At 65.1% G+C, this 24,763-nt stretch carries 20 protein-coding genes and 1 tRNA gene; 12 read left to right on the top strand and 9 right to left on the bottom strand.

All coding sequences use genetic code 11. From position 1 onward, the window contains the following. Positions 1–944 precede the first annotated feature (944 nt). Complete coding sequence (locus JQ573_RS39300; RefSeq protein ID WP_212320189.1) at positions 945–2,123, top strand: DNA topoisomerase IB; 1,179 nt, start codon at positions 945–947, stop codon at positions 2,121–2,123. 159 nt (positions 2,124–2,282) lie between these two features. On the opposite strand, the gene JQ573_RS39295 is transcribed toward JQ573_RS39300, so the two are convergent. Both JQ573_RS39295 and JQ573_RS39290 read right to left on the bottom strand, forming a co-directional pair. Continuing rightward, positions 2,283–2,696, bottom strand: a complete 414-nt coding sequence (locus tag JQ573_RS39295) for an EVE domain-containing protein (protein WP_212320187.1) — start codon at positions 2,694–2,696, stop codon at positions 2,283–2,285. A gap of 93 nt (positions 2,697–2,789) precedes the next feature. Continuing rightward, positions 2,790–3,917, bottom strand: a complete 1,128-nt coding sequence (locus JQ573_RS39290; RefSeq protein ID WP_212320185.1) for an alpha/beta hydrolase — start codon at positions 3,915–3,917, stop codon at positions 2,790–2,792. Positions 3,918–4,147: 230 nt separating this feature from the next. Here JQ573_RS39290 and JQ573_RS39285 point away from each other — a divergent pair, with 230 nt between their 5' ends. Beyond that, positions 4,148–4,906 (top strand): haloacid dehalogenase type II, encoded by a 759-nt coding sequence (locus tag JQ573_RS39285; protein WP_212320183.1) that lies wholly within the window; start codon positions 4,148–4,150, stop codon positions 4,904–4,906. Positions 4,907–4,909: 3 nt separating this feature from the next. On the opposite strand, the gene JQ573_RS39280 is transcribed toward JQ573_RS39285, so the two are convergent. Beyond that, positions 4,910–5,890: an NAD(P)H-dependent glycerol-3-phosphate dehydrogenase gene (locus JQ573_RS39280; protein WP_212320181.1), complete on the bottom strand. Its 981-nt coding sequence runs from the start codon at positions 5,888–5,890 to the stop codon at positions 4,910–4,912. Positions 5,891–6,146: 256 nt separating this feature from the next. Then, positions 6,147–7,220 carry a tRNA (adenosine(37)-N6)-threonylcarbamoyltransferase complex transferase subunit TsaD gene (gene tsaD / locus JQ573_RS39275; protein WP_212320179.1) on the bottom strand — a complete coding sequence of 358 codons (1,074 nt, stop codon included), beginning with the start codon at positions 7,218–7,220 and terminating at the stop codon, positions 6,147–6,149. A gap of 173 nt (positions 7,221–7,393) precedes the next feature. Here tsaD and JQ573_RS39270 point away from each other — a divergent pair, with 173 nt between their 5' ends. The 3 genes from JQ573_RS39270 (at position 7,394) to JQ573_RS39260 (ending at position 11,265) form a co-directional block, all read left to right on the top strand. Further along, the gene (locus JQ573_RS39270) at positions 7,394–8,122 is read left to right on the top strand and encodes a uroporphyrinogen-III synthase (RefSeq protein ID WP_212320176.1); all 729 of its coding nucleotides are present in this window, start codon (positions 7,394–7,396) and stop codon (positions 8,120–8,122) included. 120 nt (positions 8,123–8,242) lie between these two features. Continuing rightward, positions 8,243–9,487, top strand: a complete 1,245-nt coding sequence (locus JQ573_RS39265) for a COG4223 family protein (protein ID WP_212320173.1) — start codon at positions 8,243–8,245, stop codon at positions 9,485–9,487. Between the two features lie 20 nt (positions 9,488–9,507). After that, on the top strand, positions 9,508–11,265 hold the full coding sequence (locus JQ573_RS39260; RefSeq protein ID WP_212320171.1) for a heme biosynthesis protein HemY: 1,758 nt from the start codon (positions 9,508–9,510) through the stop codon (positions 11,263–11,265). Here JQ573_RS39260 and JQ573_RS39255 read toward each other — a convergent pair. Next, entirely contained in the window at positions 11,262–11,399 is a 138-nt protein-coding gene (locus JQ573_RS39255) for a hypothetical protein (RefSeq protein ID WP_212320169.1), read from the bottom strand. The two genes, JQ573_RS39260 and JQ573_RS39255, sit on opposite strands and share 4 nt — an antisense overlap. On the opposite strand from JQ573_RS39255, the gene JQ573_RS39250 reads away from it, so the two are divergent. Continuing rightward, a tRNA-Thr gene (locus JQ573_RS39250) sits at positions 11,373–11,448 on the top strand. The two genes, JQ573_RS39255 and JQ573_RS39250, sit on opposite strands and share 27 nt — an antisense overlap. 461 nt (positions 11,449–11,909) lie before the next feature. Continuing rightward, positions 11,910–14,537: a glycosyltransferase family 4 protein gene (locus JQ573_RS39245; protein WP_212320167.1), complete on the top strand. Its 2,628-nt coding sequence runs from the start codon at positions 11,910–11,912 to the stop codon at positions 14,535–14,537. A 122-nt stretch (positions 14,538–14,659) separates the two neighbouring features. Here JQ573_RS39245 and JQ573_RS39240 read toward each other — a convergent pair whose 3' ends face one another. Further along, positions 14,660–15,727, bottom strand: a complete 1,068-nt coding sequence (locus tag JQ573_RS39240) for a hypothetical protein (protein WP_312011754.1) — start codon at positions 15,725–15,727, stop codon at positions 14,660–14,662. Between the two features lie 342 nt (positions 15,728–16,069). After that, on the bottom strand, positions 16,070–16,933 hold the full coding sequence (locus JQ573_RS39235) for a carbonic anhydrase (protein WP_212320165.1): 864 nt from the start codon (positions 16,931–16,933) through the stop codon (positions 16,070–16,072). A 290-nt stretch (positions 16,934–17,223) separates the two neighbouring features. Here JQ573_RS39235 and JQ573_RS39230 point away from each other — a divergent pair, with 290 nt between their 5' ends. Beyond that, complete coding sequence (locus tag JQ573_RS39230; RefSeq protein WP_212320163.1) at positions 17,224–17,658, top strand: hypothetical protein; 435 nt, start codon at positions 17,224–17,226, stop codon at positions 17,656–17,658. A gap of 235 nt (positions 17,659–17,893) precedes the next feature. Here JQ573_RS39230 and JQ573_RS39225 read toward each other — a convergent pair whose 3' ends face one another. Next, positions 17,894–18,949: a polysaccharide deacetylase family protein gene (locus JQ573_RS39225; RefSeq protein WP_212320162.1), complete on the bottom strand. Its 1,056-nt coding sequence runs from the start codon at positions 18,947–18,949 to the stop codon at positions 17,894–17,896. Between the two features lie 218 nt (positions 18,950–19,167). On the opposite strand from JQ573_RS39225, the gene JQ573_RS39220 reads away from it, so the two are divergent. After that, the gene (locus JQ573_RS39220) at positions 19,168–19,458 is read left to right on the top strand and encodes a hypothetical protein (RefSeq protein WP_249132764.1); all 291 of its coding nucleotides are present in this window, start codon (positions 19,168–19,170) and stop codon (positions 19,456–19,458) included. Positions 19,459–19,620: 162 nt separating this feature from the next. After that, complete coding sequence (locus tag JQ573_RS39215) at positions 19,621–19,836, top strand: cysteine rich repeat-containing protein (RefSeq protein ID WP_212320160.1); 216 nt, start codon at positions 19,621–19,623, stop codon at positions 19,834–19,836. Between the two features lie 95 nt (positions 19,837–19,931). Here JQ573_RS39215 and JQ573_RS39210 read toward each other — a convergent pair whose 3' ends face one another. Beyond that, the gene (locus tag JQ573_RS39210; RefSeq protein WP_212320158.1) at positions 19,932–21,611 is read right to left on the bottom strand and encodes an MFS transporter; all 1,680 of its coding nucleotides are present in this window, start codon (positions 21,609–21,611) and stop codon (positions 19,932–19,934) included. A gap of 151 nt (positions 21,612–21,762) precedes the next feature. Between JQ573_RS39210 and JQ573_RS39205 the strand changes: the two genes are divergently transcribed. Both JQ573_RS39205 and JQ573_RS39200 read left to right on the top strand, forming a co-directional pair. Next, the gene (locus tag JQ573_RS39205; RefSeq protein ID WP_212320157.1) at positions 21,763–23,154 is read left to right on the top strand and encodes a hydrolase; all 1,392 of its coding nucleotides are present in this window, start codon (positions 21,763–21,765) and stop codon (positions 23,152–23,154) included. Positions 23,155–23,237: 83 nt separating this feature from the next. Then, positions 23,238–24,623, top strand: coding sequence for a cytochrome P450 (locus tag JQ573_RS39200; protein WP_212320155.1), 1,386 nt, complete (start codon positions 23,238–23,240; stop codon positions 24,621–24,623). Positions 24,624–24,763: the final 140 nt, after the last annotated feature.

Here is a 24,763-nt window from a genome sequence, read left to right as displayed (position 1 = left end):
ACCGAGCGCGCGTACATCTCGCGATATTTGGCGTCATCGATATAGGCGCGCTTGGCCCAGTCGGCCGACACGTCATAGATCTTCTCGGACATCGCTTTCCTCCACTCATTGCCGATCGCAAACGACGCGACGGCAAGCCGTCTTGATCATTGCCGCGAGTATGCGTTGCCGCATTCCGGCCCGGCAAGGAAAAAGGGCTGTCACTTTCGTCGCGCCGAAGCCGCCGGATATCCCGCCGGCTTCCTCATCTGATTGGGCGGTTTACCGCGCCTGGTTGACGAGCGAAACCTATGCTCCATCGTCTGCTTCAGGTCACTGGTCTCTTGGTCGTAGTGGTATCGTTCTCTGGTCCGCTCGCCGGCGTTTCACGCCGTCACCGCAGAGGCTGGATGTCGCGAAGGAATTGCCGACCGCGATCTGCTGATGCCGATATTGGAGAGCCTCAATCAACGTTCAGGGACCGACGCCGACGAGGGCACGGCGCCAATTCTGCTGGACCACCTCCAGCGTGCTTCGATGAATACCCGCAGGGCCGCCGTGATGATCTGCGCCGACAATTTCGCCTGAACCGCCCGTGCGGTTTGATCACCTTCCAGACGAGCCGGATGGATCGTGAGGCGCGGCGGCGCCGTCCGGGGACTTGGCACGAAACGGCACGATCCCTGACCTGTCTGCTGCAGCCCTGTCGTCTTGGTCGTGCCCAAAAACCCGGCTCCCAAGCCGGGGCTCCCGCCATTTTGATCGATCCCGGAGGGCTCAAAATCAAGGTTAGCAGGCGAATGGCACCCATGAAAGGTATTTAGAAACCGTCGATAACCGATTCGCGACTCGCAATATCGGCCCCGACGCCCTAAATCGCCAAACCGAGGCCGGATGGCCAACCGGAACGAAGCCCGAAGCAACGGCATTACCGGGAGAACAGCGGAACAAGGCGTCTTGGAAGTATGATGGATCAGCAGAACATCGCGGCTGTGCGGCCCATGTCCGCCGATCCCGCTGTCGCCTTGGCGAAGGCGCTGGGCCAATGGCCCAAGCAGCCGCAGGCGAAGTTGCAGTCGCCCCGGGCAAAGCTCAAGCTCGACGCGCCCGCCGCCATCAAGACCTCCGTCGAGGATCTCGCGCGCGATCTGGGCCTCCGGCTCGGCGACCAGAACGAGCTGACCATCCGCCGCATCAAGCGCGGCAAGAATTATTCGTTCGTGCGCGCCAATGGCTCGCACGTCCGCGATGCGCGGACGATCCGCCGGCTGCACGCGATGGCGGTTCCGCCGGCCTATCGCCAGGTGCGCTATTCCAGCGATCCGAGCTCACATCTGCAGGCGGTCGGCCGCGATGCCGCGGGCCGATTGCAGTACCGTTATCACGCCGACTGGGAGAAGGTCCGCGAGCAGCGCAAGGCGCATCGCCTGGCCAAGCTCGTCGCCGCGTTGCCGAAGATCCGGCGCAAGGTCTCGGCGTTCCTGTCCGGCGACGAGCCGACGCGCGAGTTCGCGCTGTCGGCGGTGATCGAGCTGATCGCGCGCACCGCGATCCGACCCGGCAACGAGTCCTATGCCCGCCTCAACGGCACCCGCGGTGCCACCACGCTTCTGAAGTCCAACGTCACGCTGGAAGACGATTCTCTGGTGCTGACCTTCAAGGCCAAGGGCGGCAAGGCCGTACGCAAGGAATGCGATGCGGCCAAGCTGGTGCGTGCGATCGGCATTCTGCGCGGCGTCCCGGGCAAGCGCATGTTCCAGTATCACGACCGCTCCGGCGTCGTCCGCGCTGCATCGACCACGGCGGTGAATGCGTTCCTGCGCGAGCTCGCCGGCATCAAGATCTCGCTGAAGGATTTCCGTACCCTGATGGCCTCGGCCGTCGTCGTGGAATCGCTGTCGCGGATCACGCCGGCCGCCAGCCAGCGCGGCCGCAAGCGCCAGGTGCTGGATGCGATCCGCGCCGCCGCCGACCAGCTCTCCAACACGCCGGCGATCTGCCGCAAGAGCTATGTCCACGACACTATCGTCACTGCCTTCGAAGACGGCATCCTCGAACGCTTTGCCGCGACGATGGGCGGTTACCGCACCCAGTCCAAGCGCGAGCAGTTGCTGGCGCAAGTGGTGATGGCGGCGGGGGCGTAAGCGCCGCCGCAAACTCCGCTGTCGTCCCGGCGAAGGCCGGGACCCATTACCCCAAATGTTGATTGCGGAAACGAGCTGGAGCCACAGCGCGCTCAACACTGCTCGCCTGTGGTTATGGGTCCCTGCTTTCGTAGGGACGACGACTGAGTTTGTGGAACGCTACAGCCCGCCCATCTTGCAGACGTATTTCCATTCCTCCGCGGTGACCGGCTGCACCGAGAGCCGTGAATATTTCACCAGCGCCATGTCGACGAGCTTCTTGTCGGCCTTGATCGCGGCCATCGTCACCGGCGTCTTCAACGGTTTGTCGGCCTTGATGTCGACGCAGACGAACTTGCCGGTCTTGTCGGTCGGATCGGGATAGGCCTCCTTGATGATCTCGGCGATGCCGACGATCTCCTTGCCCTCGTTGGAATGATAGAAGAACGCCTTGTCGCCCTTCTTCATGTTGACGAGGTTCTGCCGCGCCGTGAAGTTGCGCACGCCGGTCCAGGCTTCGCCCTTCGCGCCCTTGGCGACCTGCTGGTCCCACGACCAGGTCGACGGTTCGGATTTCACCAGCCAGTAATTCATCGCAACTCACCCCGTTCGAGCGTCCATTGCGCGGCAATCTACAGGCAGCCGGATGCCCGCGACAAGCGCGGGCATCTATCTTGACGACAGCGCTCACTGCTTCAGGTATCGATCGAAGAATTTGGCGATGTCGGTGAAGGCTTCTTTGGTCTCGGGCGCATCGATATTCATCTGGTACTGCGCGTGGGATTGCCCCTCATAGACATTGAGATCGGCGATCACGCCGGCGCGCCGCAATTTGCGATGCGTGCGAACCGTGTTGCTGAGGAACAGGTCGCGCGTGCCCGATGTCAGGATGGTCGGCGGGAAACCCTTGAAGTCGCCGTAGATCGGCGAAATGTAGGGATTCTTCAGGCTGGTCCCGCTGGCATAGAGCTTGGCCGCGCGGCCGAGCCATCCGTCCCAGGTCACCAGCACATTATCGACCCACTCATTGCTCGCGTAGCTGTCGCCGATCTTGTCGATGTCGGACCACGGCGTGCCCGGCGCGATGGCGGCGGGCAGCGGCAGCTTCTCGTCCCTCGCCCGCAACACCATCGCAAGCGTCATAGCGCCGCCGGTCGAGGTGCCGAAGATCGCCAGCCGGTGGCGCTCGTGCGATTTCAGGACTTCCTTCCAGACCGCCATCGCGTCGTCCATTGCGGCCGGATAGGGGAAGTCCGGCGGCATCCGGTAATCGACCGAGATCACCTTGTAGCCGCCAAAGGCGGCCATCATGATGGCTTCCGGCAACGCGGCTTCGCCGGGGCCGAACACGTAGCCGCCACCATGCACGTGGATCAGCAGGCGCCGCCGGTTCTCGAGCGCGATCTTGTTCGGCGTCACGATGTAGCAATGCACGCCGGCAATCCTGGTTTCCTCGACCTTGACGCCGAGCTTCGCCTTCATGGCCGGAATACCCGCGATCAGGAGCTTGGCGCGGCGGTCGATCAGCTCCTTCCACTCCGCAGGGGTCTTCGGGTCGGCGTTGAAATGCGGCGGGTAGGGCTCGCCGATCATCGCCTGCATCTCCGGGGAGACGTCACTTGAGGGATTGCCGATCGATTTGAGCGGGGCGACCCGCTTGCCATCCTCGGCGTTCGCCGCGGCCTCGCGCTTGGCGAGTTCGTCGTAGGAGGGTGCGGTTTGGGCGTGGGCTGTGGCGGAAGAGGCGGCGAGGGCGACGGCAAGGCTGATCGAGAGAAGGCTGATCGAAAGGAGGGCGCGATGCGGTTGACGCATGGGTTTTTCCTTGGGATCCGTTTTTCGATTGTTCGACCGGGATCCGACGGTTCGCCGCCACGCTAGTACAGCGTCTTCAGGCCGTGAAGGGCGGCCTGCAACCCCGATGAGGGGATCATTATTCCGACTTCGATTGTTCTGAAATCTGAAATGGTTTCTGCCGAAATCCGGTGATTGTGCCAAAGCGCTTCTTTGTGAGAACGGTAGTGGGTCGTCATACGGGAGATCATATGAGCCTGAATCGCCGCACCTTCACGGCTTTGACCGCGGCTTCGGTCATGGCGGCGGTACTGCCGGACCAGGCGCGCACGGCAGGCCGTTCGTCATTCAAGGCGATCGCCTTCGACGGCTTTCCGATTATCGATCCACGTCCGATCTTCGCGCGCGCGGAGGAGATGTTTCCGGGCAAGGGCGCCGAGTTGAACGCTTCCTGGCGTCTGCGGCAGTTCGAATACGGCTGGCTCAGGACGCTTGGCGGACGCTATGCCGATTTCTGGCACGTCACCGAGGATGCGCTGGTCTTTGCGGCCAAGGCGACGAAGATCGAGCTGCGATCGGAGCAGCGCGAGCGTCTGATGCAGACGTATCTGGAGCTGAAGGCGTGGCCTGACGTGGAGCCGGCGCTGCGGCAGTTGCGTGATGCGGGCCTTCGCATGGCCTTCCTGTCGAATCTCACCGCGCCGATGCTCGATGCCGTCATTGGTAACTCCGGGCTTGAGGGGCTGTTGGAGGCTCACCTCTCGACCGATCGGGTTCAGGCGTTCAAGCCCGATACTCGTGCCTATCAGATGGGCGTCGATGCGTTCGGACTGCGGAAGGAGGAGATCGTCTTTGCGGCGTTTGCCGGCTGGGATGTCGCTGGGGCGAAGTGGTTCGGTTATCCGACCTTTTGGGTCAACCGCACCAACGCGGTGGTCGAGGAGCTCGGTGTCACGCCTGACGGAATGGGACCGGGATTGAACGAGCTCGTCGCCTTCGTGACCGCGTGAGGATCATTCCTCCGCCTTGAATGGCCGCGTCAGCAGGCCTTCGATCGCGTCATCGATCGTCAGCCGGTCGCTCAGGATCGCGGCGACCGCGTTTGACACCGGCATATCGACCTTCTGCGCAGCGGCGAGCTCGCACAGCACCGGCGCGGTGAATGCGCCTTCGGCGAGCTTGCCGACCGGCGCCGCTTCACCGCGACCGAGCGCGAGGCCGAGCGCGAAATTGCGCGATTGCGCGGTCGAGCAGCTGAGCAGGAGATCGCCCAATCCAGACAGGCCGGAGAGTGTTTCGGTGCGTGCCCCGCAAGCGCGACCCAATCGCGCGAGCTCGCTGAAGCCGCGCGTGGTCAGCGCGGCGAGCGCGGAAGCACCGAGATTCCTGCCAACGACGATGCCGGCGGCGATCGCCAGCACGTTCTTGGCCGCGCCGCCGATCTCGACGCCGCGCACGTCTGACGTGTGATAGGGCCGGAAGGTTGCCGAGCCGAGCGCCTGCACGAGCGCGCGTGCCAGCGCCTCGTCCCTGGTGGCCAACGTTACGGCCGTCGGCAATCCGCGCGCGACGTCGTCGGCAAAGCTCGGTCCCGACAGGATCGCGGGCACGGCGCGCGGTGCTGCTTCCGCAATCACCTCGGTCATGAACTTGTGCGTGCCGTGCTCGATGCCCTTCGCGCAGGCGATGACAGGTGTATCGGGCGCAAGATGCGGCGCGAGATGACTGACCGCGGCGCGCAGATGCTGTGCCGGAGTGACCGCGAGAATGATGTCCGCGCGCGCGGCAGCGGCGATATCCGATGTCACCGCGATGTCGGGATGAAGCTGGACGCCAGCCAGCCGCGGATTGACCCGCGTCGCCTGGATCTGCGCGGCATGCTCGGCATTGCGCGCATACAGCGTCACCTTGCGTCCGGCGCGCGCCGCGACCTCGGCCAATGCGGTGCCCCAGGCGCCGGCACCGATCACGCTGACTGACATATGCGCGGGCATCGGATCCCTAGCTCAGGTGTGCTCCCTCGCCCCGCTCTTGCGGGGAGAGGGTTGGGGTGAGGGGCTCTATCCGCGAGTGCGCCGAGCGTTGGAACCTGTACCCCCTCACCCGGATCGCATTTCGCTGCGCTACATGCGACACAGCCGAAACTTCGTTTCGGCGTTCTTCAAGACGGCCGCCGAAGGCGGCCTGTGCCTCTCCCCGCAGGCGGGGCGAGGTGAAGTGGTGTCTGCGGCGAACTCCGTCAAACATGTCTCAATATCCGGCGCGGCTGTTGGCGTAGCCGGCCGGCGCCTTGGCGTTGGCGTCGAGCAGCCAGCGTGCCCGCGGCGGCGCTTCCAGCGTGTCGGTGAGCCCGAGCGCCATCCGCTCGGCGCCGGCCCAGGCGATCATCGCGCCATTGTCGGTGCAGAGCGCCGGCGGCGGGATGATCAGCGTGGTCTGCGCTTTCGCTGCGACATCCTGCAGCGCGCTGCGGATAGCATGGTTGGCGGCAACGCCGCCGGCCGCGACCAGCGCGCGCGGCGTGCCGAAGCGCTCCTGGAACAATCTCAAGCCGACGGTCAGCCGATCCGCGGTCGATTCCAGCACCGCGGCCTGGAAGCTTGCGCAGAGGTCGCTGATGTCCTGCGGCTCCAATGGCTCCAGCCGGCTAGCTTCGTTGCGCACCGCCGTCTTCAATCCCGACAGCGAGAAATTCGCATCGGGACGGCCGAGCATCGGGCGCGGAAACGCAAACCGCGTCGGGTCGCCGCCGGCCGCCGCGCGCTCGACTTGCGGCCCGCCGGGATAGGGCAGCGACAGCATCTTCGCCACCTTGTCGAACGCCTCGCCCATCGCGTCGTCGACGGTGGTGCCGAGCCGCACATATTCGCCGACGCCGACCACGGCGACGATCTGGGTGTGGCCGCCCGAGGCCAGGAACAGGCAATAGGGAAACGCAAGCGCGCAGGTCAGCCGCGGCGTCAGCGCGTGCGCCTCGAGATGGTTCACCGCGATCAGCGGCGTGTCGTGCACCATCGCGATTGCCTTCGCGGTGGTGAGACCGACGATCACCCCGCCGATCAGGCCGGGGCCGGCGGCTGCGGCGACCGCCGACAATTGTCCGTAGCCGACACCGGCCTCCTTCATGGCGGAGGCGACGATACCGTCGAGCAGGTCGACATGGGCGCGCGCCGCGATCTCCGGCACCACGCCGCCGAAGCGGGCGTGCTCGTCGATCTGCGAGCGCACGACGTTGGAGAGGATCCTTCCCTGCCCGTCAGCCTGGCGCTCGACCACGGCGGCTGCGGTTTCATCGCAGGTGGTCTCGATCCCCAGCACCAGCATCGGTGGTTCGTGTCCCAATTTCGGCCCTTGTGCTACCAGCATGATCCGGACAGGCCGGAACCGGTTTCCGGCAAGATCATGTTCATCAAATTGTCCCCTCCGGGGTAGCATTGCGAGGTCTTGAAGTGCAATCGGTCGGCAAGGTCCAATTCGCAGGGCGGGAGACCTGATCCGTGACCATCCTTGTCACACGACCGCATCCGGACAATGACGCGACGGTGGCGACGTTGCGCCAAAGCGGCTTTGAGGCCCTCGCGGCACCGGTGCTGCGCTTCGAGCCGTTACCGTTCCATGATGACGATGCGGATTATGACGCGGTCATCCTGACCAGCGCCAACGCGCCGCGTGCCATCGATCTCGCCGGCAGCCGGCTGTTGCGGCTGCCGCTGTTCGCGGTGGGCGCACACACCGCCGACGCCGCGCGCGCCGCGGGCTTCGACAAGGTGATGGTGGCCAAGGGCGATGCGGTGAGCTTGCGCGATCTCGTGCTCGCGCGGGTCAAGGCCGGCGAACTGGATGCTTCGGCCACGCTGCTCTATCTCGCCGGCGCCGACCTGTCGCGCGATCTGGCGGGCGAACTCAGCAAAAAGGGGCTGACCGTCGTCACCCACACCACCTACCGGATGGCGTCGGTGGCCGGCTTCCCGACGGAGGTCAGTGACGCCTTCCTGGCCAGCCGGATCACCGCGGTGCTGCATTATTCCCGCCGCAGCGCGCAGGCGTTCCTGGACACCATACGGGCCGACGGAATCGAGATTTCGGCGCTCGCACTGCCGCAATGCTGCATCTCGGCCGCGGTCGCCGCGGTGCTCCATGACGCCGGTGCGACCAAGGTGGTGGTGGCGGCGCGCCCGGACGAAAGCGCCCTGCTGGAGGCGCTGGTGCGCACCCTGCGGCCGTGAGCGGAATAATTCTTTCGTCTGACCATGATGTTAGGCAATGCTCCGTTTTTAGGATCGTGCTCTAAGAACGTCGGCCGATTCTGCTACAATGTGCGGCCAGTAGTTTTGAGGACCCTCGCGATGGCTGAAGAAAGGCCCGACGACCCAGGACCTTCGCCGGATTCCCGGCCCAAGCGCGCGCCGCCGACCATCGATCTTCAGGCGACCGAGATCTCCAGCGAGCCGCCAAAGGCCGAGGGGGGCGAGGAAGCCCCAAAGGATACCGACAAGGCAGCGGAGGCGGCCGGGCCTGAGGCGGAGCCTCATCCCGATCCTGCTCCCCACGCCGAGCCGAGCGAGCCCGCCGCCGCGGCGTCCGTGGCCGAGCCGTCGCGGCCGGTGTCACCCTGGGTGGTGGCGCCGGTATCGGGCGCGGTCGCGGCAGCGCTGGTGATCGGGGTCGGCTGGTTGCTCGGCTGGCCGGCGGTGCCGCCGGCGTCGACGCCGCAGCCCAGTGCCGCAACGGTCGACGAACTCGGCACGCGCCTGACCGCGCTTGAATCGAAAGCCGGCAGGCCGGTCGCTACGGCCGCCGATCCCGCGGCAACCGCGCGGCTGGAGGCGCTCGACAAATCGATCGCCGCGTTGCGCACCGAGCTCGCCGCAACGCGCGCGCAATCCGACAAGCTTGCGGCGGCGGTCAATGAGGTGAAGGCCGCGCCGCGCGATGGCGCGGCTGCGCCCGACATCTCCGGCATCACGGCACGCATCGACAAGGTCGAGGGCGCGGTGAAGGCGCAGGGTGCCGCGATCGCCAAGCAGGATAGCAAGATCGCCGACACCAAGGCCGAGGCGAAGGCGGACGACGTGCCGCTGCGCCGCGTGGTCGCGGCATCGCTGCTCGACGTCGCGGTTCGTCACGGCGATCCCTATGCCTCGGCGCTCGAGGCCGCGAAATCAATCTCCGACAATCCTGACGTGCTGAAGCCGCTTGACGTCTTCGCCGCGTCAGGCGTGCCTAGTCCGAACAAGCTGTGCCGCGATCTGATCGAGATCGTGCCGCAACTCGCGCCGCCGCCGCCGGACGCTGCGGCAGCCAGCGCCGGGCTGGTCGATCGTTTGAAGGCCGGCGCCTCCACCCTGATCCAGATCGAGCGGACCGACGGCACCGGGACCGACCGCGGCAGCATCGTCGCGCGCGTGACATCGGCCGCCGTGCATAATGATCTCGCATTGACCGAGCGCGAATTGAAGTCGTTGCCGCCGGCCGATCGCACCGCGGCGCAAGCCTGGCTCGCCAAGGTGGACGCGCGCCGCGCCGCGCTCGACGCGTCGCGGAAATTTGCCGACAACGCCATGGCGGCGCTCGCCACGGTCAACCAGTAAATCCTTGCAATAGGTTCTCGATGATCCGGATCATTCTGTTCCTGCTGCTGATCGCGCTCGCTGCAGCGGGTGCGGCCTGGTTGGCCGATCAGCCCGGCGATCTCGTGCTGAACTGGGGCGGGTTGCGCTTCACGTCCAAGCAGCCGATGTATCTGCTCGGCCTCGTCATCGTCGTCGCGATGGTCGCCGGCGTGATCCTGCGCGGGCTGTGGAAGATCCCGGGCCATGTCCGCCGCGGCAGGCGCGAGCGGCGCCACGCGCGCGGCCGTCACGCCGTCACGCAAGGCCTGCTCGCGATCGGGCATGGCGATTCGTCGGCGGCGCGCGCGCATGCCGAAGTGGCACGGCGCCACGCCGGAGGCGATCCGCTGGCGCTGTTGCTGCACGCGCAATCGGCGCAGCTCGACGGCGATCGCGACGGCGCGCAGCGCGCCTTCCGCGCCATGGCCGAGCGCGCGGACACGCGGCTGCTCGGCCTGCGCGGCCTGTTCATCGAGGCGCAGCGCGCCGACGATCCGGTTGCGGCCGTGATGATTGCCGAGGAAGCGCTGAAAATGTCGCCGTCCTCGTCTTGGGCCTCGCATGCGGTGCTCGGCTTCTGCTGCGCCAAGGGCGATTGGGCCGGCGCGCTGTCGATCATCGACAACAACCAGGCCGCCGGGTTGATCGACAAGGCGACCTATCGGCGGCAACGCGGCGTGCTGCTCGCGGCGCGTGCGCTCGAGTTCGAGACCGTCGATCGCGATTTGTCGCGCGCGAGCGCGATGGAGGCGCTCAAGCTGGCGCCGACGCTGATCCCGGCCGCGGTGCTTGCCGCCAAATTCGAGAGCGAGGCGCATCAGGTGCGCCGCGCGATGCGTATCGTCGAGACCGCGTGGCTGGCACAGCCGCATCCCGATCTCGCCGACGCCTATTCGCATGTGCGGCTCGGTGATGCCGCGCGCCAGCGCCTGGTGCGCGTCGAGACGCTGGCGGCGAAAACGCCGGGGCATATCGAAGGCGCGCTGGCAATCGCGCGCGCCGCGATCGATGCGACCGAATTCGCCAAGGCGCGTGCGGCGCTGGAGCCGTTCACGGCGGCGCCGACGCAGCGGGTCGCGCTGCTGATGGCGGAGCTCGAGCGCACCGAACATGGCGACGGCGGCCGCGCGCGAGCCTGGACCTTGCGTGCGGTGCGCGCGCTGCATGATCCGGTGTGGACCGCGGACGGCTACGTCTCCGACCGCTGGCGTCCGGTGTCGCCGGTCACCGGCCGTCTCGATGCCTTCCAGTGGCAGACGCCGGTGGCGGCGCTGCCGTCCGACAAGGGCAATGCGATCGAGCCCTCGCCATTCGAGGAGGCGATGCTGGCGCCGCGCCGGGTCGAGCCGCCAAAGGAAGTCGCCAGCAAGCTGCCCCCGCCCAAGCCGGTTGAGCCGGTCGAGGCCAAGCCACTCGAACCGGCCACGCCGCCTGTGCAGGACAACGCCCCGGTGCCGGCGGCGATCGAGGCCGACCCGGCCCCAATTCAGGCCGATACGCCCGCCCCGGAGCCGGAGCTGGCGCCGCCGCCGGCCGCCGAATCGGCTCCACCGGCCCCCGCCCCGCTGTTCCGTTCCCGGACCGACCTGCCGAAGGCGGCGCCTGCGCCCATTCCGGCCGTAATCCCGATCGTTCGGGCCCCCGACGACCCCGGGGTCGACGAGGACGGCGCCGTGGACGAATTTGCGGAACAAATCGGCCCGGCCAAGGCCCAGATCGGCGGTTGGCGCGGATTTCTGTCACGTTTGGGAAGCTAATCGGCGGTTAGATAACCGGTGTGCGGTTCAATAACCGCGTTTTCCTTGCCAATCGGGGTCATGCCCGATATCAGGTGGCGCGTTGTCAGGCCGTTGCCGAACGGTTCGCCGCAATAGCTCAGTTGGTAGAGCACGTCATTCGTAATGACGGGGTCGGGGGTTCGAGTCCCTCTTGCGGCACCACTCCTCAGGAACATCCCCCGTCTCGATGCGCAGGCGAGATTTACTCGCCTGGATTCTCGCACGGCACAATCTGCATATGATCGCAATCGCGACCGGTCCGCCGGCTGCCCGGTTGGCGACCGTGGCGGCCCCGCGGTGCGTCAGGACATGGCACAACCCCGGCGCGAGATGCGAAAACACGAAGAAAACGCCGAATGCGTGGCCCGCGCCGAGACGAACGCGGTATTCAGATGGGTGACGTGAACCTGGCGAGATAAACGCCCGAGCCGATCTGCAACACGCGGAACACATCCTCCGGTCGCGAACTCCAGCGCAACGCCAACCGCACCAAATGCGCAAGCCGACTAAATGATTGGTGAGATGAGACGCGACATGGAGCAGAATAAGCGCTGCGGAATCGGTGTTCGTAGATTGTGCGTTCTCGCGCGGAAGCCTAATACCTGAACTACGATTGCTGGGGAATGACGTTGGTGCAGAAGGATCGTGATAGCGAATTTCAACTACAGCTTGCCTTCCTGAGGGAGTTCCAACGCGCCCACAATCGCCCGCTGCGCGTCCTGCATATCGGCAATATCGCGAACAACGCCTACAACAATGCTTTGATTCAGCGGCGCTTTGGAATCGAATCGGATGTCATTTGCTATAACTATTATCACGTCATGGGTTGCCCGGAATGGGAGGCCGCAAGCTTCGATGGCAACGTCGACAACATGTTCCCGGATTGGTGGGCCACCGAGTTGGGCGGTTGGCGACGACCGGATTGGTTTGCGCAAGGTCCCGTTCTCGATTGCCTCTCGTACCTTCGTGCGAAGAACGCCGGTGACGGCGAAGCCGCAGCATTTTTCTGGACGCTGCTGCAGGCAAGGTATTGGGAGATGCTTGATGGCATCGCTGCCGCAGAGAGCCGGGTCCGTCCACCGATGCCGGAGCATCTGGTAGACACAATTTCAATTGCGCGTGAGTTTCAGGACTTCCAGTCAAGCAAGGCAATCCCGCAGCCGCTCGATCAACCGACCATCGTCCTGCCAGGGGCGACCATAGGGCCTGAGTCTGCACTCTCCCCGATTTCGTCGGCCTCATCAAAGTTGGCCTCGCCAGATCCGCGGCCTGGGCAAAGCCGATCTCTCGCCAACGAATATCCAAATCCCGAAGGACCAGGCCGCCTCGTCTCAACCTATCGCTCCTTACTGGCGAAGTACGTCTTTGTTCATCTGCGGCGTGAGGCGGAAACCGGCGTTGTCGCCGGGGCGAGTCTGGCGGTCGCAATCTGGCGAAGCCAGAGACGCAGCCGCGGCTTGCCGCGTTTTGGCTTCGAGTTTTCCGCTGATGTCTTCACGATGCCGAATCCTGACACCGCGCCGCCGGCTGCAAGCGAAGGCAATCAATATCGGACGTTCCGCGGCTCGCGGTCATCAAGTCCCAAAGGACCAAGCCGCCTCGTATCAATCTATCGTTCCCTGCTAACGAAGTACGTATTTGCTCATTTGCGGCGTGAGGCGGAAACCGGCGTTGTCGACGGGTCGAGCTTGGCGGTCGCAATCTGGCGAAACCAGAGACGCAGCCGCGGCCTGCCGCGCTTTGGCTTCGAGTTTCCTGCCGATGCCTTCACGACCCCGAATCCTGACACCGCGACGCCGGCTGCAGGCGAAAGCAATGAAGATGGGACGTCTCGCGATCCGCGGTCACCAAATCCCCAAGGACCTAGCCGCCTTACATCGATCTATCGCTCCCTGCTGACGAAATATGTATTTGCTCATTTGCGGCGTGAGGCGGAAACCGGCGCTGTCGCCAGGCCAAGTTTCGCGGTCGCAATCTGGCGAAGTCAGAGACGCAGCCGCGGCCTGCCGCGTTATGGTTTCGAGTTTCCTGCTGATGCCTTCACGATACCGGATCCTGACGCCGCGACGCCGGTTGCAAGCGAAAGCGATGTCTTGACGATCCCAAATCTTGACATCGTGACGCCGGCCGCAAGCAACGGCGCGGCCGCTGACGTCGGTTCGTCAGGCATTGCCGTGGTGACCCAGCCGGACATCGTCGACCGCCCGGAGTTTCGCTACTTCGAAAGATACGGCAAGGGCGAGGATCGAAACGCTTCGCAACGTGCGGCACGTCTTGGTGACCTGCTGCGACAGTTCACGGATTATCCGGCAGAAGCCCTGGTCCTGGTCGAAGCCTTCGCATCCAGCATTGCCAATGAATTCGCTGACGTATTGGAGCACTATGACATCATTCAGGGCTATTCGATCGACGGGTTCATTCCGTTCATCAACGGACTCAAGAATTACACATGTTACGAGCATGGCACGTTGCGCGAAATGCCCTTTGAGAAAACCTATAATGGCATTCTTTGTTCGGCGTCGTACAAGAATGCGGCTTTCTCCTTCGTGACCAACTCGGACGTGCTGCCGTCTGTGGCACGGCTGAAGTTGAAGAGAGAGCGGACCGTTTATCTTCCGCATGCCTTCGACGATGAAAAGATTTCAAGCTTTCGAGCAGGCCTCAAGATTCCGAAGCGGGACCCCAAGGTCACCACATTCTTTAGCCCGACACGCCATCATTGGCACGCTGCACCTGTTTCGATGCAGAAGGGCAATGATCTGTTCTTGAGGGCGGCAGCGCAGGTTGCGCAAGCGGATCGCGATTTTCGCATCATCCTGGTCGAGTGGGGTGTTGACGTTTACCGAAGCAAGGAACTCATTCAGGAACTTCGAATTGAAGACATGGTTTCGTGGATACCGTCGTTGAACAAGGCGGAGCTTCGACAGCGGTACTGCGCGAGCGACGTCGTCGTCGATCAGTTCAGGATACCAGCGATCGGCGGCGTTACCTTTGAGGCAATGGCGCTCGGACGCCGCGTTATAACCAACCTTGATGAAACCCAATCAGCGGAGTTCTTTGGAGCGGCGCCGCCCTGCCTGGTCGCCGACAGCGTCGAGTCGTGCGCGGCCCGGATTCTCGAGGTTCTTGCTGATCCGCTGGACGGCAATGGCCGCGGCGATGCCGCGCGTCTGTGGTTTGAGAAGTGTCATTCCGCGCAGCGCGTCGTCGCGCTCCAACTGGCCGCTTATCGAACGATTTGCGCCGCCTAGAGCATTTTCGGTTCTGATTCAATCAGAACCGAAGCTCTAGATTCTTGCTTTGACGCGTTTTCTTCACGCGAACCGGTGTCCATCCCGCATCAAGTGCGGGACAGGCCTCGCTCCAAAACGCTCTAGATCCGCGCGCCACACAGTCCGCTCATGATCGCAATTGCGATCAGCGCGCCGGCTGCGAGCCCGGTTGCCCAGATCCGGTTGGCGACCGCCGTCGCCATGCCGTGCGCGATCAGGACGCCGCGCAATCCTGAAGCGAGATGCGCGAGGACGAAGAAGACGCCGAGGGCGTAGTGCGGCACCAGGCGGATGCTCCAGGCGTCGGGGATCAGGCCGGTCGGTGCGCCCGACGCCCAGTCCCAATTGGTGTCGATGTGGTGCACGGCTCGCGCCGAGACGAACGCGGAATTCAGATGGGTGACGATGAACGCCGCGAGGTAGACGCCGGAGCCGATCTGAAACACGCGGAATCCGTCCGCCGGCCGTGAACTCCAGCGCCAGGCGAGCCGCACTCCGACGGCGACCTGGAACAGCATCAAAGCGACAAGCACCGGCTCGACCACGGACGATCGATAGACCGTCCGGCCCAACTTCATCACGGCGGCATGAACCTCGGGTCCGAGCAGGCCGAGCAGATGATTGGTGAGGTGAAACGCGACATAGAGAAGGATGACCGCCGCGGCGATGCCATGCGTGACACGCCATCCGGCAATGGACGGAGGAGCCGCGGCCGATGTTGCCGGCCGCTCTTGCTCGCCGCCGAGCAGCACATAGAGACACGCGGCGAGCCAACCCGCGACCCAGACGAGCTCGTCGCTGACATGGATGTGCAGCAATCCAAGACCGACGCCGGTCAGCACGAACAGCGGCGGCGCACCGATGCTGAGATAGGCGAGCCGCCGGGCGCGCAGCTCGAACGACGAAGGCGCTGGCTTGGTCAGCCAATAGGCGCAGGCCAGACCCAGCAAGGGCGCGGCCGTCGCGGCCAGCAGAAGAAGCGCCGCCAGCGCCAGCCGCCCAAACGACATCGGACCGTCAGCGGGCGAGACCGCGAGATGAAATCCATCGAGCAGGAACGGATAGGCGATCGCGCCGGCGACCGGGATCATCGAACGGAGCTTTTCGGCGGCCGCATTCGCCAAGCCGCCGTCGCCGGACCGTACGCGACCTTGTTCAAATGCACTCACTGAGTTCTCCAGAGTTCGGGCGTCGTGCGAAGGAGAAACCCAAACCGACGAATCTATTCCCGGCTCTCCACCTGAGGGGCGGCACACAAGTCAGTGCTGTGGGCGCTGGCGTGCGCAGGCAAACGACGTTGCGCCGAGACCATGTCTCAAGGTGCACAACCGTACGCGGATGCGAGCCGACCGATAGGACCAAGTTTCAACAATCCGGCTGAACCATGCCAGCCTGTTGGCAGCTACCATTCTCCTGGCGTGATGCAGCTCACGGGATCCTGGGCCCGACGCGGCTGGTCTCCCGGCAAGGGCATGGTCTCCGTTCGGATAGGGAAGGGGAGAAGGCTCCGATCAATCTTTCGCGTTCACAAGCGATTCAATACGCCGCGAGCGCACGATGGCGTTGCCGAGTTCCACAAACGCTGCAAGGTCTCGAGGTGCCGCCGCCAGCCCAATCCCATCGGCATCACTGGAACGGGGAGCCCATATCGCGCGGCTCTCCAGAAGATAGACGCCGTAAACCGCTTCGATCCCGGTGTAGTCGTTGCTCCTCAATTCTTCTTGTATTGAGTAAGCCGCCAGCGCGGCGTTGGTGGCAATCGATGTCTCGATCAAGGCTTTTCGATATCCGGGCTCGCGTACCACCGCTGGCCCGAACGCGGCGACCAGCTTTCTCTCGGAAGTCTGCACCACGACCAGCGCACCGTCGAGAATGCTGCGGAGCGAACGCTTGGTCGCGAGCGGCAAGTATTCACGCGGATTCAGGAATACATCGACGGCTGTCGTGAGCGCGCCGCATCCGCTGTGGCCGAGCACGACGATGAGCTTGAGGCTCCCGCCAAGGTTCTCGACGGCGTATTTGAGGCTTCCAAGCACCTCTATTCCGAGCCCGTTGCCCGCGACGCGGACCACGAAGAGATCATTGGGCCCTTCATTGAAAATGAGTTCAACTGGCACGCGGGCGTCGGAGCAGCCGAGCACTGCGGCGAACGGTCTTTGCTTCGGTACGGCGCTGTCGGCCGGCAGGCCCAGGTCACGCAGATCGACCGGGATGATCTGCTGTACCACGCTCGCCCCCTCGTCGCAGTCAAGGAGCGTGGCGAAGCTCTTGTTGCCCTGCTCCAGACGCAGCAAAGCCGTATGACTGTCCGGCGGGGTTGGCCTGATCGAGACATCGTCGCTGCTATAGCGATACGTGATATCGAAGGTCTTCATAGAAGCCGCGCTGCGCTGGGATATTCAGGCAAGCAAATGCGACGTGCACAACGAACCGAACCTGCAATCCCATTGAACGACCCAATGGAAAGCCGCCGTTGATCCAGATCAAGGCTGCTGCAAGGCGGGGATGGCGGAGATGACCCTCTCCAGGACGCCGCCGAGGTGTCAGCGTTGTTGGGGCTGACGATCACAGGGAGATGAATGCGGCACGCGACGGCTGCGTGAAGCAGCTCACATAGTGGCTCGGACGACGTGGCTAGTCTCCCGCCACCAACGGGAGAACAACAATGCGCAAACTCATCCTGATCACGGCGGTGGTTTTGACTTCCGCTTCCGCGCAGGCCGGCGAACGAAGCCTGTCGTTGGGCGGGGCAGGCTCGCTACCGGCCGCCGCGTCGAATTCGGTCAATACGGCGGACAAGGTTGCCGATGCGCCGGCGGCGCCCGCCGTCGCGCCGCCGCCAATGCCGCCGGAAGCGCCAAAATATGTCGAGCGGGCAGCGCCGGTTGCGGCTCCCGCTCCGCAGCCGCAAGCCCAGCCGTCCGTGCAGCAGACGCCCGTACAGCAGCAAGCGAATGTCCAGCCGTCAGCGGCACCGGACGCAAGGCCGGCGCCGGAGCAGCGGACGACTTGGTACAGGTCGAGCCATCGCCGCCACGCCCGGCGCTGGACCGAGGGCCGCATCATCGGCGAGCTGCATCGCCACGGGATTTACTGGTAGCCACGCCTTGTCGAGCGCCGGCACCCGCCAGCTACTTTGCATGGGGTTGTTTTCGATATTTTGGTAGGAGCCGCAGCTACCGGGCGCGATGGCGCCACTCTCGAAGGCGCATAGGCCTTCAAGGTCGTTTGGCCGTGTCGGACCAGCAGAAGGTGGCTGCGATCAGAAAGCGAAAGCGCCCCCGGATCGGATCCAGGGGCGCTTTGCGTTTGGCGTATTCAATGCGTGGGCTGTGCTAGTCGGCGATCGTCTGCACGACGTTGCCGATTGGCCGGCCCGTTGCGATCGGCTTCTCGGTCTTCGCCATCATCGCGTCGTATTCGGGCAGCGTCTCGATCTGGGTCTTGGCCTTCATCCAGACCACCTTGTAGCCGCCTGCCTTCAGTTTGCGCAGCAGCGTCGGCAGCGCCTGCGCGGTGTGCTTCTGCAAGTCATGCATCAGGATGATGCCCTTGTGCTCCTTGTCGAGCTTGGTCATCACGTTGTTGATGACCTCGTCCGAGCTCTTGGACTTGAAGTCGTTGGAGTCGACGTCGACCGAGAACATCGCGATGTTGCGGGTGCCGAGATAGGCTGTTGTCGCTGGGGTGTGCGCCAGTGCGGGGAAGCGGAAGAACGGGGCGGGGTTCGCACCCAGCGCCAGCTTCACCGCGCTAAAACCCTTCTCGATCTCGTCCTTGGCCTGCTGCTCGGTGAGCTTCTTGCTCGCCAGATGCGCATGCGACCAGGTGTGGGCGCCGATGGTGTGGCCGGCGGCGGCGACCTGGCGGAGGATGTCCGGGTGATAGGTGGTGTGCAGGCCGATCGGGAAGAACACCGCCTTGGTGCACTCGTCCGCCAGCGCCTTGAGCACGGCGGGCGTGGTCGGCCACGGACCGTCGTCGAAGGTCAGCACGACCTCCTTGTCGGTCAGGAAGTCATATTGCTTGTACTGCAGGAAGCCGAAACCCGGGCCGCCAGTGGTGTCGACCACGACGGTCCGGCTGATGCCGAGCGCATCGGGATTGGCGCATCTGGGTGCGGCGGCAACCGGGGCTGGCGCCGGGGCGGGGGCTGCGGCCGGGGCCGCCGCCTGGGTGGCATCGGCGCGCTTCGACAGCGCGGCGGTCGTCTCGACATCGTCCCTGGCAGCCTGCTTTGCCGCCGCCGCAGGAAGCGGCTCGGCCTTGGCTGCGGCAGTTGTCTGCGGAGGAGCCGCGTCGGCACGCGGCGAGGAGGTCCAGAACCACACGCCGGCGATCACGATCGCCGCTACAACACTGGCCAGCATCAGGCCCAACGCACTACGCATCGCTACACTCTCTCGGAACTCAAGGATACGCCACACCCGTAACGACCGATTAATGCCAACAAGGTCTTAACGCGATCCCAACAGGGCGCCGGAAGGACAAGAAAAAGTGCGGCTTACGCTTGCGTGATGACCGTCACAGTCGGTCAGCTCGCTGCCGTGCAGGATCGGACCCATCAAACAACGGGCCCCGCCATTTGCGGTGCTGATGGGAGCCGATCATGACCACCATCTTGAAGAGCCGGGTTCTGGAACGTGCCGCTCGCAGCGCCGGTGTCGCGCTGGCTCTTGCGGCCGCCGTGTCCGTGCTGTCGTCGACCGCGAGCTTTGCGTTCAGCGCCGAGGCGCAGCAGATGTGTTCGGGCGATGCGTTCCGGCTGTGCAGCGCGGAGATCCCGAACATCCCCAGGATCACTGCCTGCATGGTCAAGAATCGCTCCCAGCTGAGCAGCGGCTGCCGCGTGGTGCTGGATCGCGATCTCGCCGCCCAGCGCAGGGCCGCCGCGGAGTGATTTTGCGCGGCATCTGATGGGGCAAACCAGCGGCGACGAGACGCAGGCCGCTCCGGATAGTCATCCCGGGGCGGAACCTGCCGTTTCGCGCGGCCGTTTCAAGCTTCTTCGCGGCCCTGAAACGCTATAGAACCGGCGTTGCATTCCTTAGAGGCTTTGAAGATGACCCGATTTCTGTTCGCCGTCGTTGCACTGGTTCTGTTGACGTCGGCCGCCTCGGCACAGCAGCAGGGGCGTGATGCCTGCTCGCGCGACGCCTCGCGGTTCTGCCGCGCCCATCTCAGCGAGGGCGATCAGGTCGTGCTGGCCTGCCTGAAGGAGCATCGCAGCCGCCTCAGCAAGGCCTGCCAGCAGACGCTCATCGACAACGGGCAGTGAGTTTTTAGCCATCGTCATTCCGGGGCGCGAAGCGAACCCGGAATCTCGAGGTTCCGGGTCTGCGCCCCGCGCATCCCGGAACGACAGCATCAACGCTACGTGCTGCTGCCCGCCGCGGTCGCGACCACCGGGATCACTTCCTTGGCGGCGCGGTCCGGGGTCTCGTCCTTCCAGCGCACCGAGCCGAATGGACGCTCCAGCATCCGGCGCACGCGGATTGGATCGGCGCCGATGTGGAAGTCGGCCGCCTTCTGATGCAGCTCGCGCTCGATCTGGGTGGCGCGGTTGCGCTGGCGCAGGAAATCGAGCCAGGTCGGGCAATGATAGCGCTCGGTCCACAATTCGGGATCGGCGATGTCGCGCGCGATCGACCAGCCATAGGCGCCGTTGCGCTGGCGGCTGAGCTGCACGTCCTGCATCACATTGTGGAAGGCGCGGGCATTGTCCTGCGCCACCCGGTATTCGATCTCGACCACCAGCGGGCCGCTGCGCCCGGTCAGTTGCAGCCGCACCTCGGGATCGGCCAGCATATCGGTCGCGTCCTCGTTGCGCGCGCCGATCGGCGGCATCCTGAGCCAGAAGCCGAGCACCGGCGACAGCAGCATCAGCCCGGCGGAGATCAACAGCGCCATCTCGACGCCCCCGAGGTCCGTGATGCGGCCCCAGCACCAGCTTCCGATTGCGATGCCGCCGGCGATCGAGGCCTGGAAGGCCGCAAGCGAACGCCCTGCGACCCAGCGCGGCGCCGACAGCTGCACGCCGATATTGAACAGCGCGATCGCAAGCATCCACACCGCGCCGGCAACCACCAGCGCGGCGGCGGTGATCACCGGCTGCCTGCTCACGGCAACCGCGGCGATCGCCGCGCCCATCGTCAATGCACAGACGCGGATCGCGGCTTCGCCGCTGAGCCGGCTGCGGATCTCGCTGATGTTGAGCGCGCCGATCACCGCGCCCATGCCGAAGGCACCGAGCATGATGCCGTAGGTCTGCGCGCCGCCATGCAGCAGGTCGCGCGCCACCAGCGGCATCAGCGCCGAGACCGATCCGCCGATGATGCCGGTCACCATGGTGCGGGTCAGCACGATCCTGATCGACGGCGAATTGGTGATGTAGCGCACGCCGGAGACGATGGCGCGGTTCAGCCGCTCGCGCGGCAGCCGCGACGGCTCGCTGACGCGATTCCACAGGAACAGCACGGCGAGCAGCGGCAGATACAGCACGGCATTGGCGGCGAATGCCGCCACCGCGCCTGCCGAGGCGACCACGATGCCGCCGATCGCCGGGCCGAAGCTGCGCGCGATGTTGTAGCTGATGCCGTTCAGCGCGACCGCGGCGGGCAGCGTCTCCGACGGCACCTGCTCGCTGACCGAGGATTGCCAGGCTGGGCCGAACAGCGCCATGCCGCTGCCGACGACGAAGCACAGCGCGAGCAGGATGTTCGGCGTCACCAGGTTGAACCAGGCCAGCACCGTCAGCGTGGTGGCGCCGGAGAGCGCGATCGCCAGCGACACCAGGGCGACGATGCGGCGGTCATGCATGTCGGCGATGGCGCCGGCCGGCATCGCGATCAGCATCACCGGCAGCATCAGCGCGGTCTGCACCAGCGCGACCTTGTCGGCCTCCGCGGTCATCTGGGTCATCGCCCAGGCGGCGCCGACGCCCTGGATCAGGATGCCGAGATTGGAGAGCAGGCTGGCAAGCCAGATTCGCCTGAAGATTGAGTGCCGCAACGGCGCGGTGATACTGTCGGGTCGATCAGGCGGTGCGGTCATATCCGGTTCCGGTTGGCCTGCTATGGCTTGTTGAATGATTCCGGCTGCATCAACTGATGCCCGCGAAACGCGTGTCCTGTCCAGCGTTTACGGTATCCTTACGGGCTGTAGGACACAGCTAAAGCACTGAAAGACCTGAGGAAGGGGACCGATGGCGCTGTCGCGGCGAACAATTTTGCAAGGGGCCGGCGCGCTGTCCCTGTTGGCCGGCCGTCTTGCCGTCCCGGGCCTGGCGCAGGCGGCCTTGGTTCAGTCGGCCCTAGCGCAGCCGGCGCCCGCCGGTGACATCCCGCCGATCCTGTTCGTGCATGGCAATGGCGATCACGCAGCGCTCTGGTTGACGACGCTCTGGCGGATGGAATCCAACGGCGTTCCGCGTGAGCGCATGGCCGCGATCAATTTCACCAATCCCTTGGCGCGCACCGACGACAAGGTCGAGCAGGCGGGCCGCTCCTCGACCGAGGATCAGCGCCGCGAGCTCGCCGAGGCGGTCAGGGAGCTGAAGCAGAAGAGCGGCGCCGCACGCATCGCGCTGGTCGGAAATTCGCGCGGCGGCAATGCGATCCGCAACACCATCAGGAATGGCGGCGGCGGTGACATCAGCCATGCGGTGCTGTGCGGCACACCCAATCATGGTGTGTATGCATCGGACGACGGGCTCGGCAACGAGTTCAACGGGCGCGGTCCGTTCCTGCGCGGGCTGAACGACGGCGACAGCGAAGTGACTGCTGGCACCGCATTCCTGACCTTGCGCAGCGATGGCCTCGACAAATATGCGCAAGCCGACGGCCGCTTCATCGGCAAGCCGGGCACGCCGACCAACGTCACGGCCGAAGGTCCGGCGTTGAAAGGCGCGACCAATCTGGTGCTTGGTGCCGTGGATCATCGCGAGACCGCGTATCATCCGCGCGCCTTTCGCGAGATCTACAAATTCATCGCGGGGCACGAGCCGTCGCGGATCGAGATCGTGCCGGAGACGGCGGTGAGGCTGAGCGGCCTCGTCACGGGCACGCCCGGCGGCGTGCCGACCAACCAGCCGGTGCCGGGTGCCACGGTCGATATCCATCGCGTGTCGGCCGAAACCGGCGAGCGCCTCAGTGGCCCGCTGCACAGCTCGCAGACCGGCGCCGACGGCCGCTGGGGGCCGGCGCAGGTCGATCCATCCTGGCCGCTCGAATTCGTGCTGACCTCGCCTGATGCGGTGACGACGCATATCTATCGCTCGCCGTTTCCGCGCTCGTCCGAGATCGTGCATCTGCGCGCGGCACGACCGCTGCTGCCTGCCGACGCCGGTGCGGGCGCCATCGTGCTGATGTCACGGCCGCGCGGCTATTTCGGGCTACCGCGCGATATCGTGCTGTTCGATGGCAAGGAACCGGCCGATGTCAAATCCGGCGTGCCGACGGATGCGGTGACGACGTTGCGGCTCGCCGCGGCCGATGTCGGCCGTCCGGTGGCGGCGATCTTCAATGGGGAGCGCATCGTGGCGCGGGCCTGGCCGGCGTCGGAGAATCGGATTGCAGTCGCCGAGCTGACTTATTAGGTCTGGTGCAGGGTCCGCGCGCCTTCATGGCGCCGGGATCGCATAGCCGGATCGGCCGTTGCGTGAGGCAGGAAGCGAGGACCATGAGCATAGCGGAAGTCTACGACATCACGGTCACGCGGCGTCCCCTGGTCCCGCCCGCGCCGCCGCGCGCGCCCGACGACATGGGCGCGCTCCAGCGGATGCGGGTGATGCGCAACTCGCCGATCGAGACCTGGGGCCAGCGCGCCTATGAGGACGACATCGTCCAGGGCCGCTTCCTCAACCACTCGAGCTTCATCCTCAATACGCCGGATGCGATCCGCCACGTGCTGGTCGACAATTACGAGAACTACACCCGCACGCCCGCGGGCCTTCGCGTGCTGCGTCCGATGCTGGGCGAGGGACTGCTGATCGCCGAGGGCCGCGCGTGGAAGCATCAGCGCCGCACGCTGGCGCCGGCGTTCACGCCGCGTGCGGTGACGACGCTGGTGCCGTACATGATCGCGGCGGTCGACGAGACCATCGCCAAGCTGAAGGCCGCGAGCGGCGGCCCGGTCGATCTGCGCGAGGTGATGCAGCGCATGACGCTGGAGATCGCCGGCCGCACTATGTTCTCGTTCGGCATGGATCGCCACGGCGCCGCGCTGCGCGCCTTCGTGATGGAGTATGGCGACACGCTGGCACGGCCGCATATGCTCGACCTGGTGCTGCCCCTGAGCTGGCCGACCCTGCAGGATTTTCGGCGCGCCCGTTTCCGCAAGCGCTGGACCGCGTTTGTCGGCCAGCTGATGGCCGAGCGTCGCGCCGCCGGTAAGGATGACAACGCGCCGGCCCGCGACCTGTTCGACCTGATGGGCGCCGCGCGCGATCCAGAGACCGGCGAGGCCTTCACCGACGCCCAGCTCGGTGACCAGATCGCGACCATGATCCTGGCCGGCCATGAGACGACCGCGACCGCGCTGTTCTGGGCGCTCTATCTGTTGGCGCTCGATCCCGAGACCCAGGAACAATTGGCGGCAGAAGTCAGGAGCGTGACGACATCAGGCGCGCTCGACATCGAACGGCTGAAATTCACCCGTGCGGTGATCGACGAAACCATGCGGCTTTATCCGCCGGCGTTCCTGATCGCGCGTGCGGCCGCCGGTCCCGATACGATCGCGGGCCGTCCGGTCAGGAAGCATGACGTAATCCTGATCGCGCCGTGGCTGTTGCACCGGCATGAAAAGTTGTGGCGCGATCCTAACGCGTTCGTGCCGCAGCGTTTCATGACGGAAACGCCGCCTGATCGCTTCGCCTATCTGCCGTTCGGGGTCGGCGCGCGGGTCTGTATCGGCGCGCATTTCGCGCTGGTCGAGGCGACGCTTGCGCTTGCGCGGATCATCGGCACGTTCCGCGTCGCGCTGGCGGACAAGGATCCGGTGCTTCCGATCGGCGTGGTGACGACACAGCCGAACCGCTCGCCGGTGTTCACGATCAAGTCGCGCTGACCTTGCGCGACGGTGTCGCAATGCTCATCTACAGCGGGTTGACTCTTCGTCGAATCGTCATCCCGCTCTATCTCATTGTTTTGAGCATGATCTTTGCGGAAAACCGCTACACACTTTTCCGGATCATGCTCTAGAGGCTC

It is taken from the genome of Bradyrhizobium sp. AUGA SZCCT0105, from assembly GCF_018129565.1.
Lineage (GTDB): Bacteria > Pseudomonadota > Alphaproteobacteria > Rhizobiales > Xanthobacteraceae > Bradyrhizobium.
The sequence above is the reverse complement of the archived record's forward strand: the minus strand, read 5'-3'. Positions and strand labels throughout refer to the sequence as shown.

Excerpts from the sequence above, each read along its gene's own strand:
- JQ573_RS39280 (WP_212320181.1), bottom strand. The coding sequence starts at position 5,890 with ATGCCCGCGCATATGTCAGTCAGCGTGATCGGTGCCGGCGCCTGGGGC.
- JQ573_RS39260 (WP_212320171.1), top strand. The coding sequence starts at position 9,508 with ATGATCCGGATCATTCTGTTCCTGCTGCTGATCGCGCTCGCTGCAGCG.
- JQ573_RS39205 (WP_212320157.1), top strand. The coding sequence starts at position 21,763 with ATGGCGCTGTCGCGGCGAACAATTTTGCAAGGGGCCGGCGCGCTGTCC.
- tsaD (WP_212320179.1), bottom strand. The coding sequence starts at position 7,220 with ATGCTGGTGCTGGGGATCGAGACCACCTGCGATGAAACCGCAGCCGCC.
- JQ573_RS39235 (WP_212320165.1), bottom strand. The coding sequence starts at position 16,933 with ATGAAGACCTTCGATATCACGTATCGCTATAGCAGCGACGATGTCTCG.
- JQ573_RS39225 (WP_212320162.1), bottom strand. The coding sequence starts at position 18,949 with ATGCGTAGTGCGTTGGGCCTGATGCTGGCCAGTGTTGTAGCGGCGATC.
- JQ573_RS39285 (WP_212320183.1), top strand. The coding sequence starts at position 4,148 with ATGAGCCTGAATCGCCGCACCTTCACGGCTTTGACCGCGGCTTCGGTC.
- JQ573_RS39290 (WP_212320185.1), bottom strand. The coding sequence starts at position 3,917 with ATGCGTCAACCGCATCGCGCCCTCCTTTCGATCAGCCTTCTCTCGATC.
- JQ573_RS39245 (WP_212320167.1), top strand. The coding sequence starts at position 11,910 with ATGACGTTGGTGCAGAAGGATCGTGATAGCGAATTTCAACTACAGCTT.
- JQ573_RS39200 (WP_212320155.1), top strand. The coding sequence starts at position 23,238 with ATGAGCATAGCGGAAGTCTACGACATCACGGTCACGCGGCGTCCCCTG.
- JQ573_RS39230 (WP_212320163.1), top strand. The coding sequence starts at position 17,224 with ATGCGCAAACTCATCCTGATCACGGCGGTGGTTTTGACTTCCGCTTCC.
- JQ573_RS39210 (WP_212320158.1), bottom strand. The coding sequence starts at position 21,611 with ATGACCGCACCGCCTGATCGACCCGACAGTATCACCGCGCCGTTGCGG.
- JQ573_RS39300 (WP_212320189.1), top strand. The coding sequence starts at position 945 with ATGATGGATCAGCAGAACATCGCGGCTGTGCGGCCCATGTCCGCCGAT.
- JQ573_RS39215 (WP_212320160.1), top strand. The coding sequence starts at position 19,621 with ATGACCCGATTTCTGTTCGCCGTCGTTGCACTGGTTCTGTTGACGTCG.
- JQ573_RS39295 (WP_212320187.1), bottom strand. The coding sequence starts at position 2,696 with ATGAATTACTGGCTGGTGAAATCCGAACCGTCGACCTGGTCGTGGGAC.
- JQ573_RS39220 (WP_249132764.1), top strand. The coding sequence starts at position 19,168 with ATGACCACCATCTTGAAGAGCCGGGTTCTGGAACGTGCCGCTCGCAGC.
- JQ573_RS39265 (WP_212320173.1), top strand. The coding sequence starts at position 8,243 with ATGGCTGAAGAAAGGCCCGACGACCCAGGACCTTCGCCGGATTCCCGG.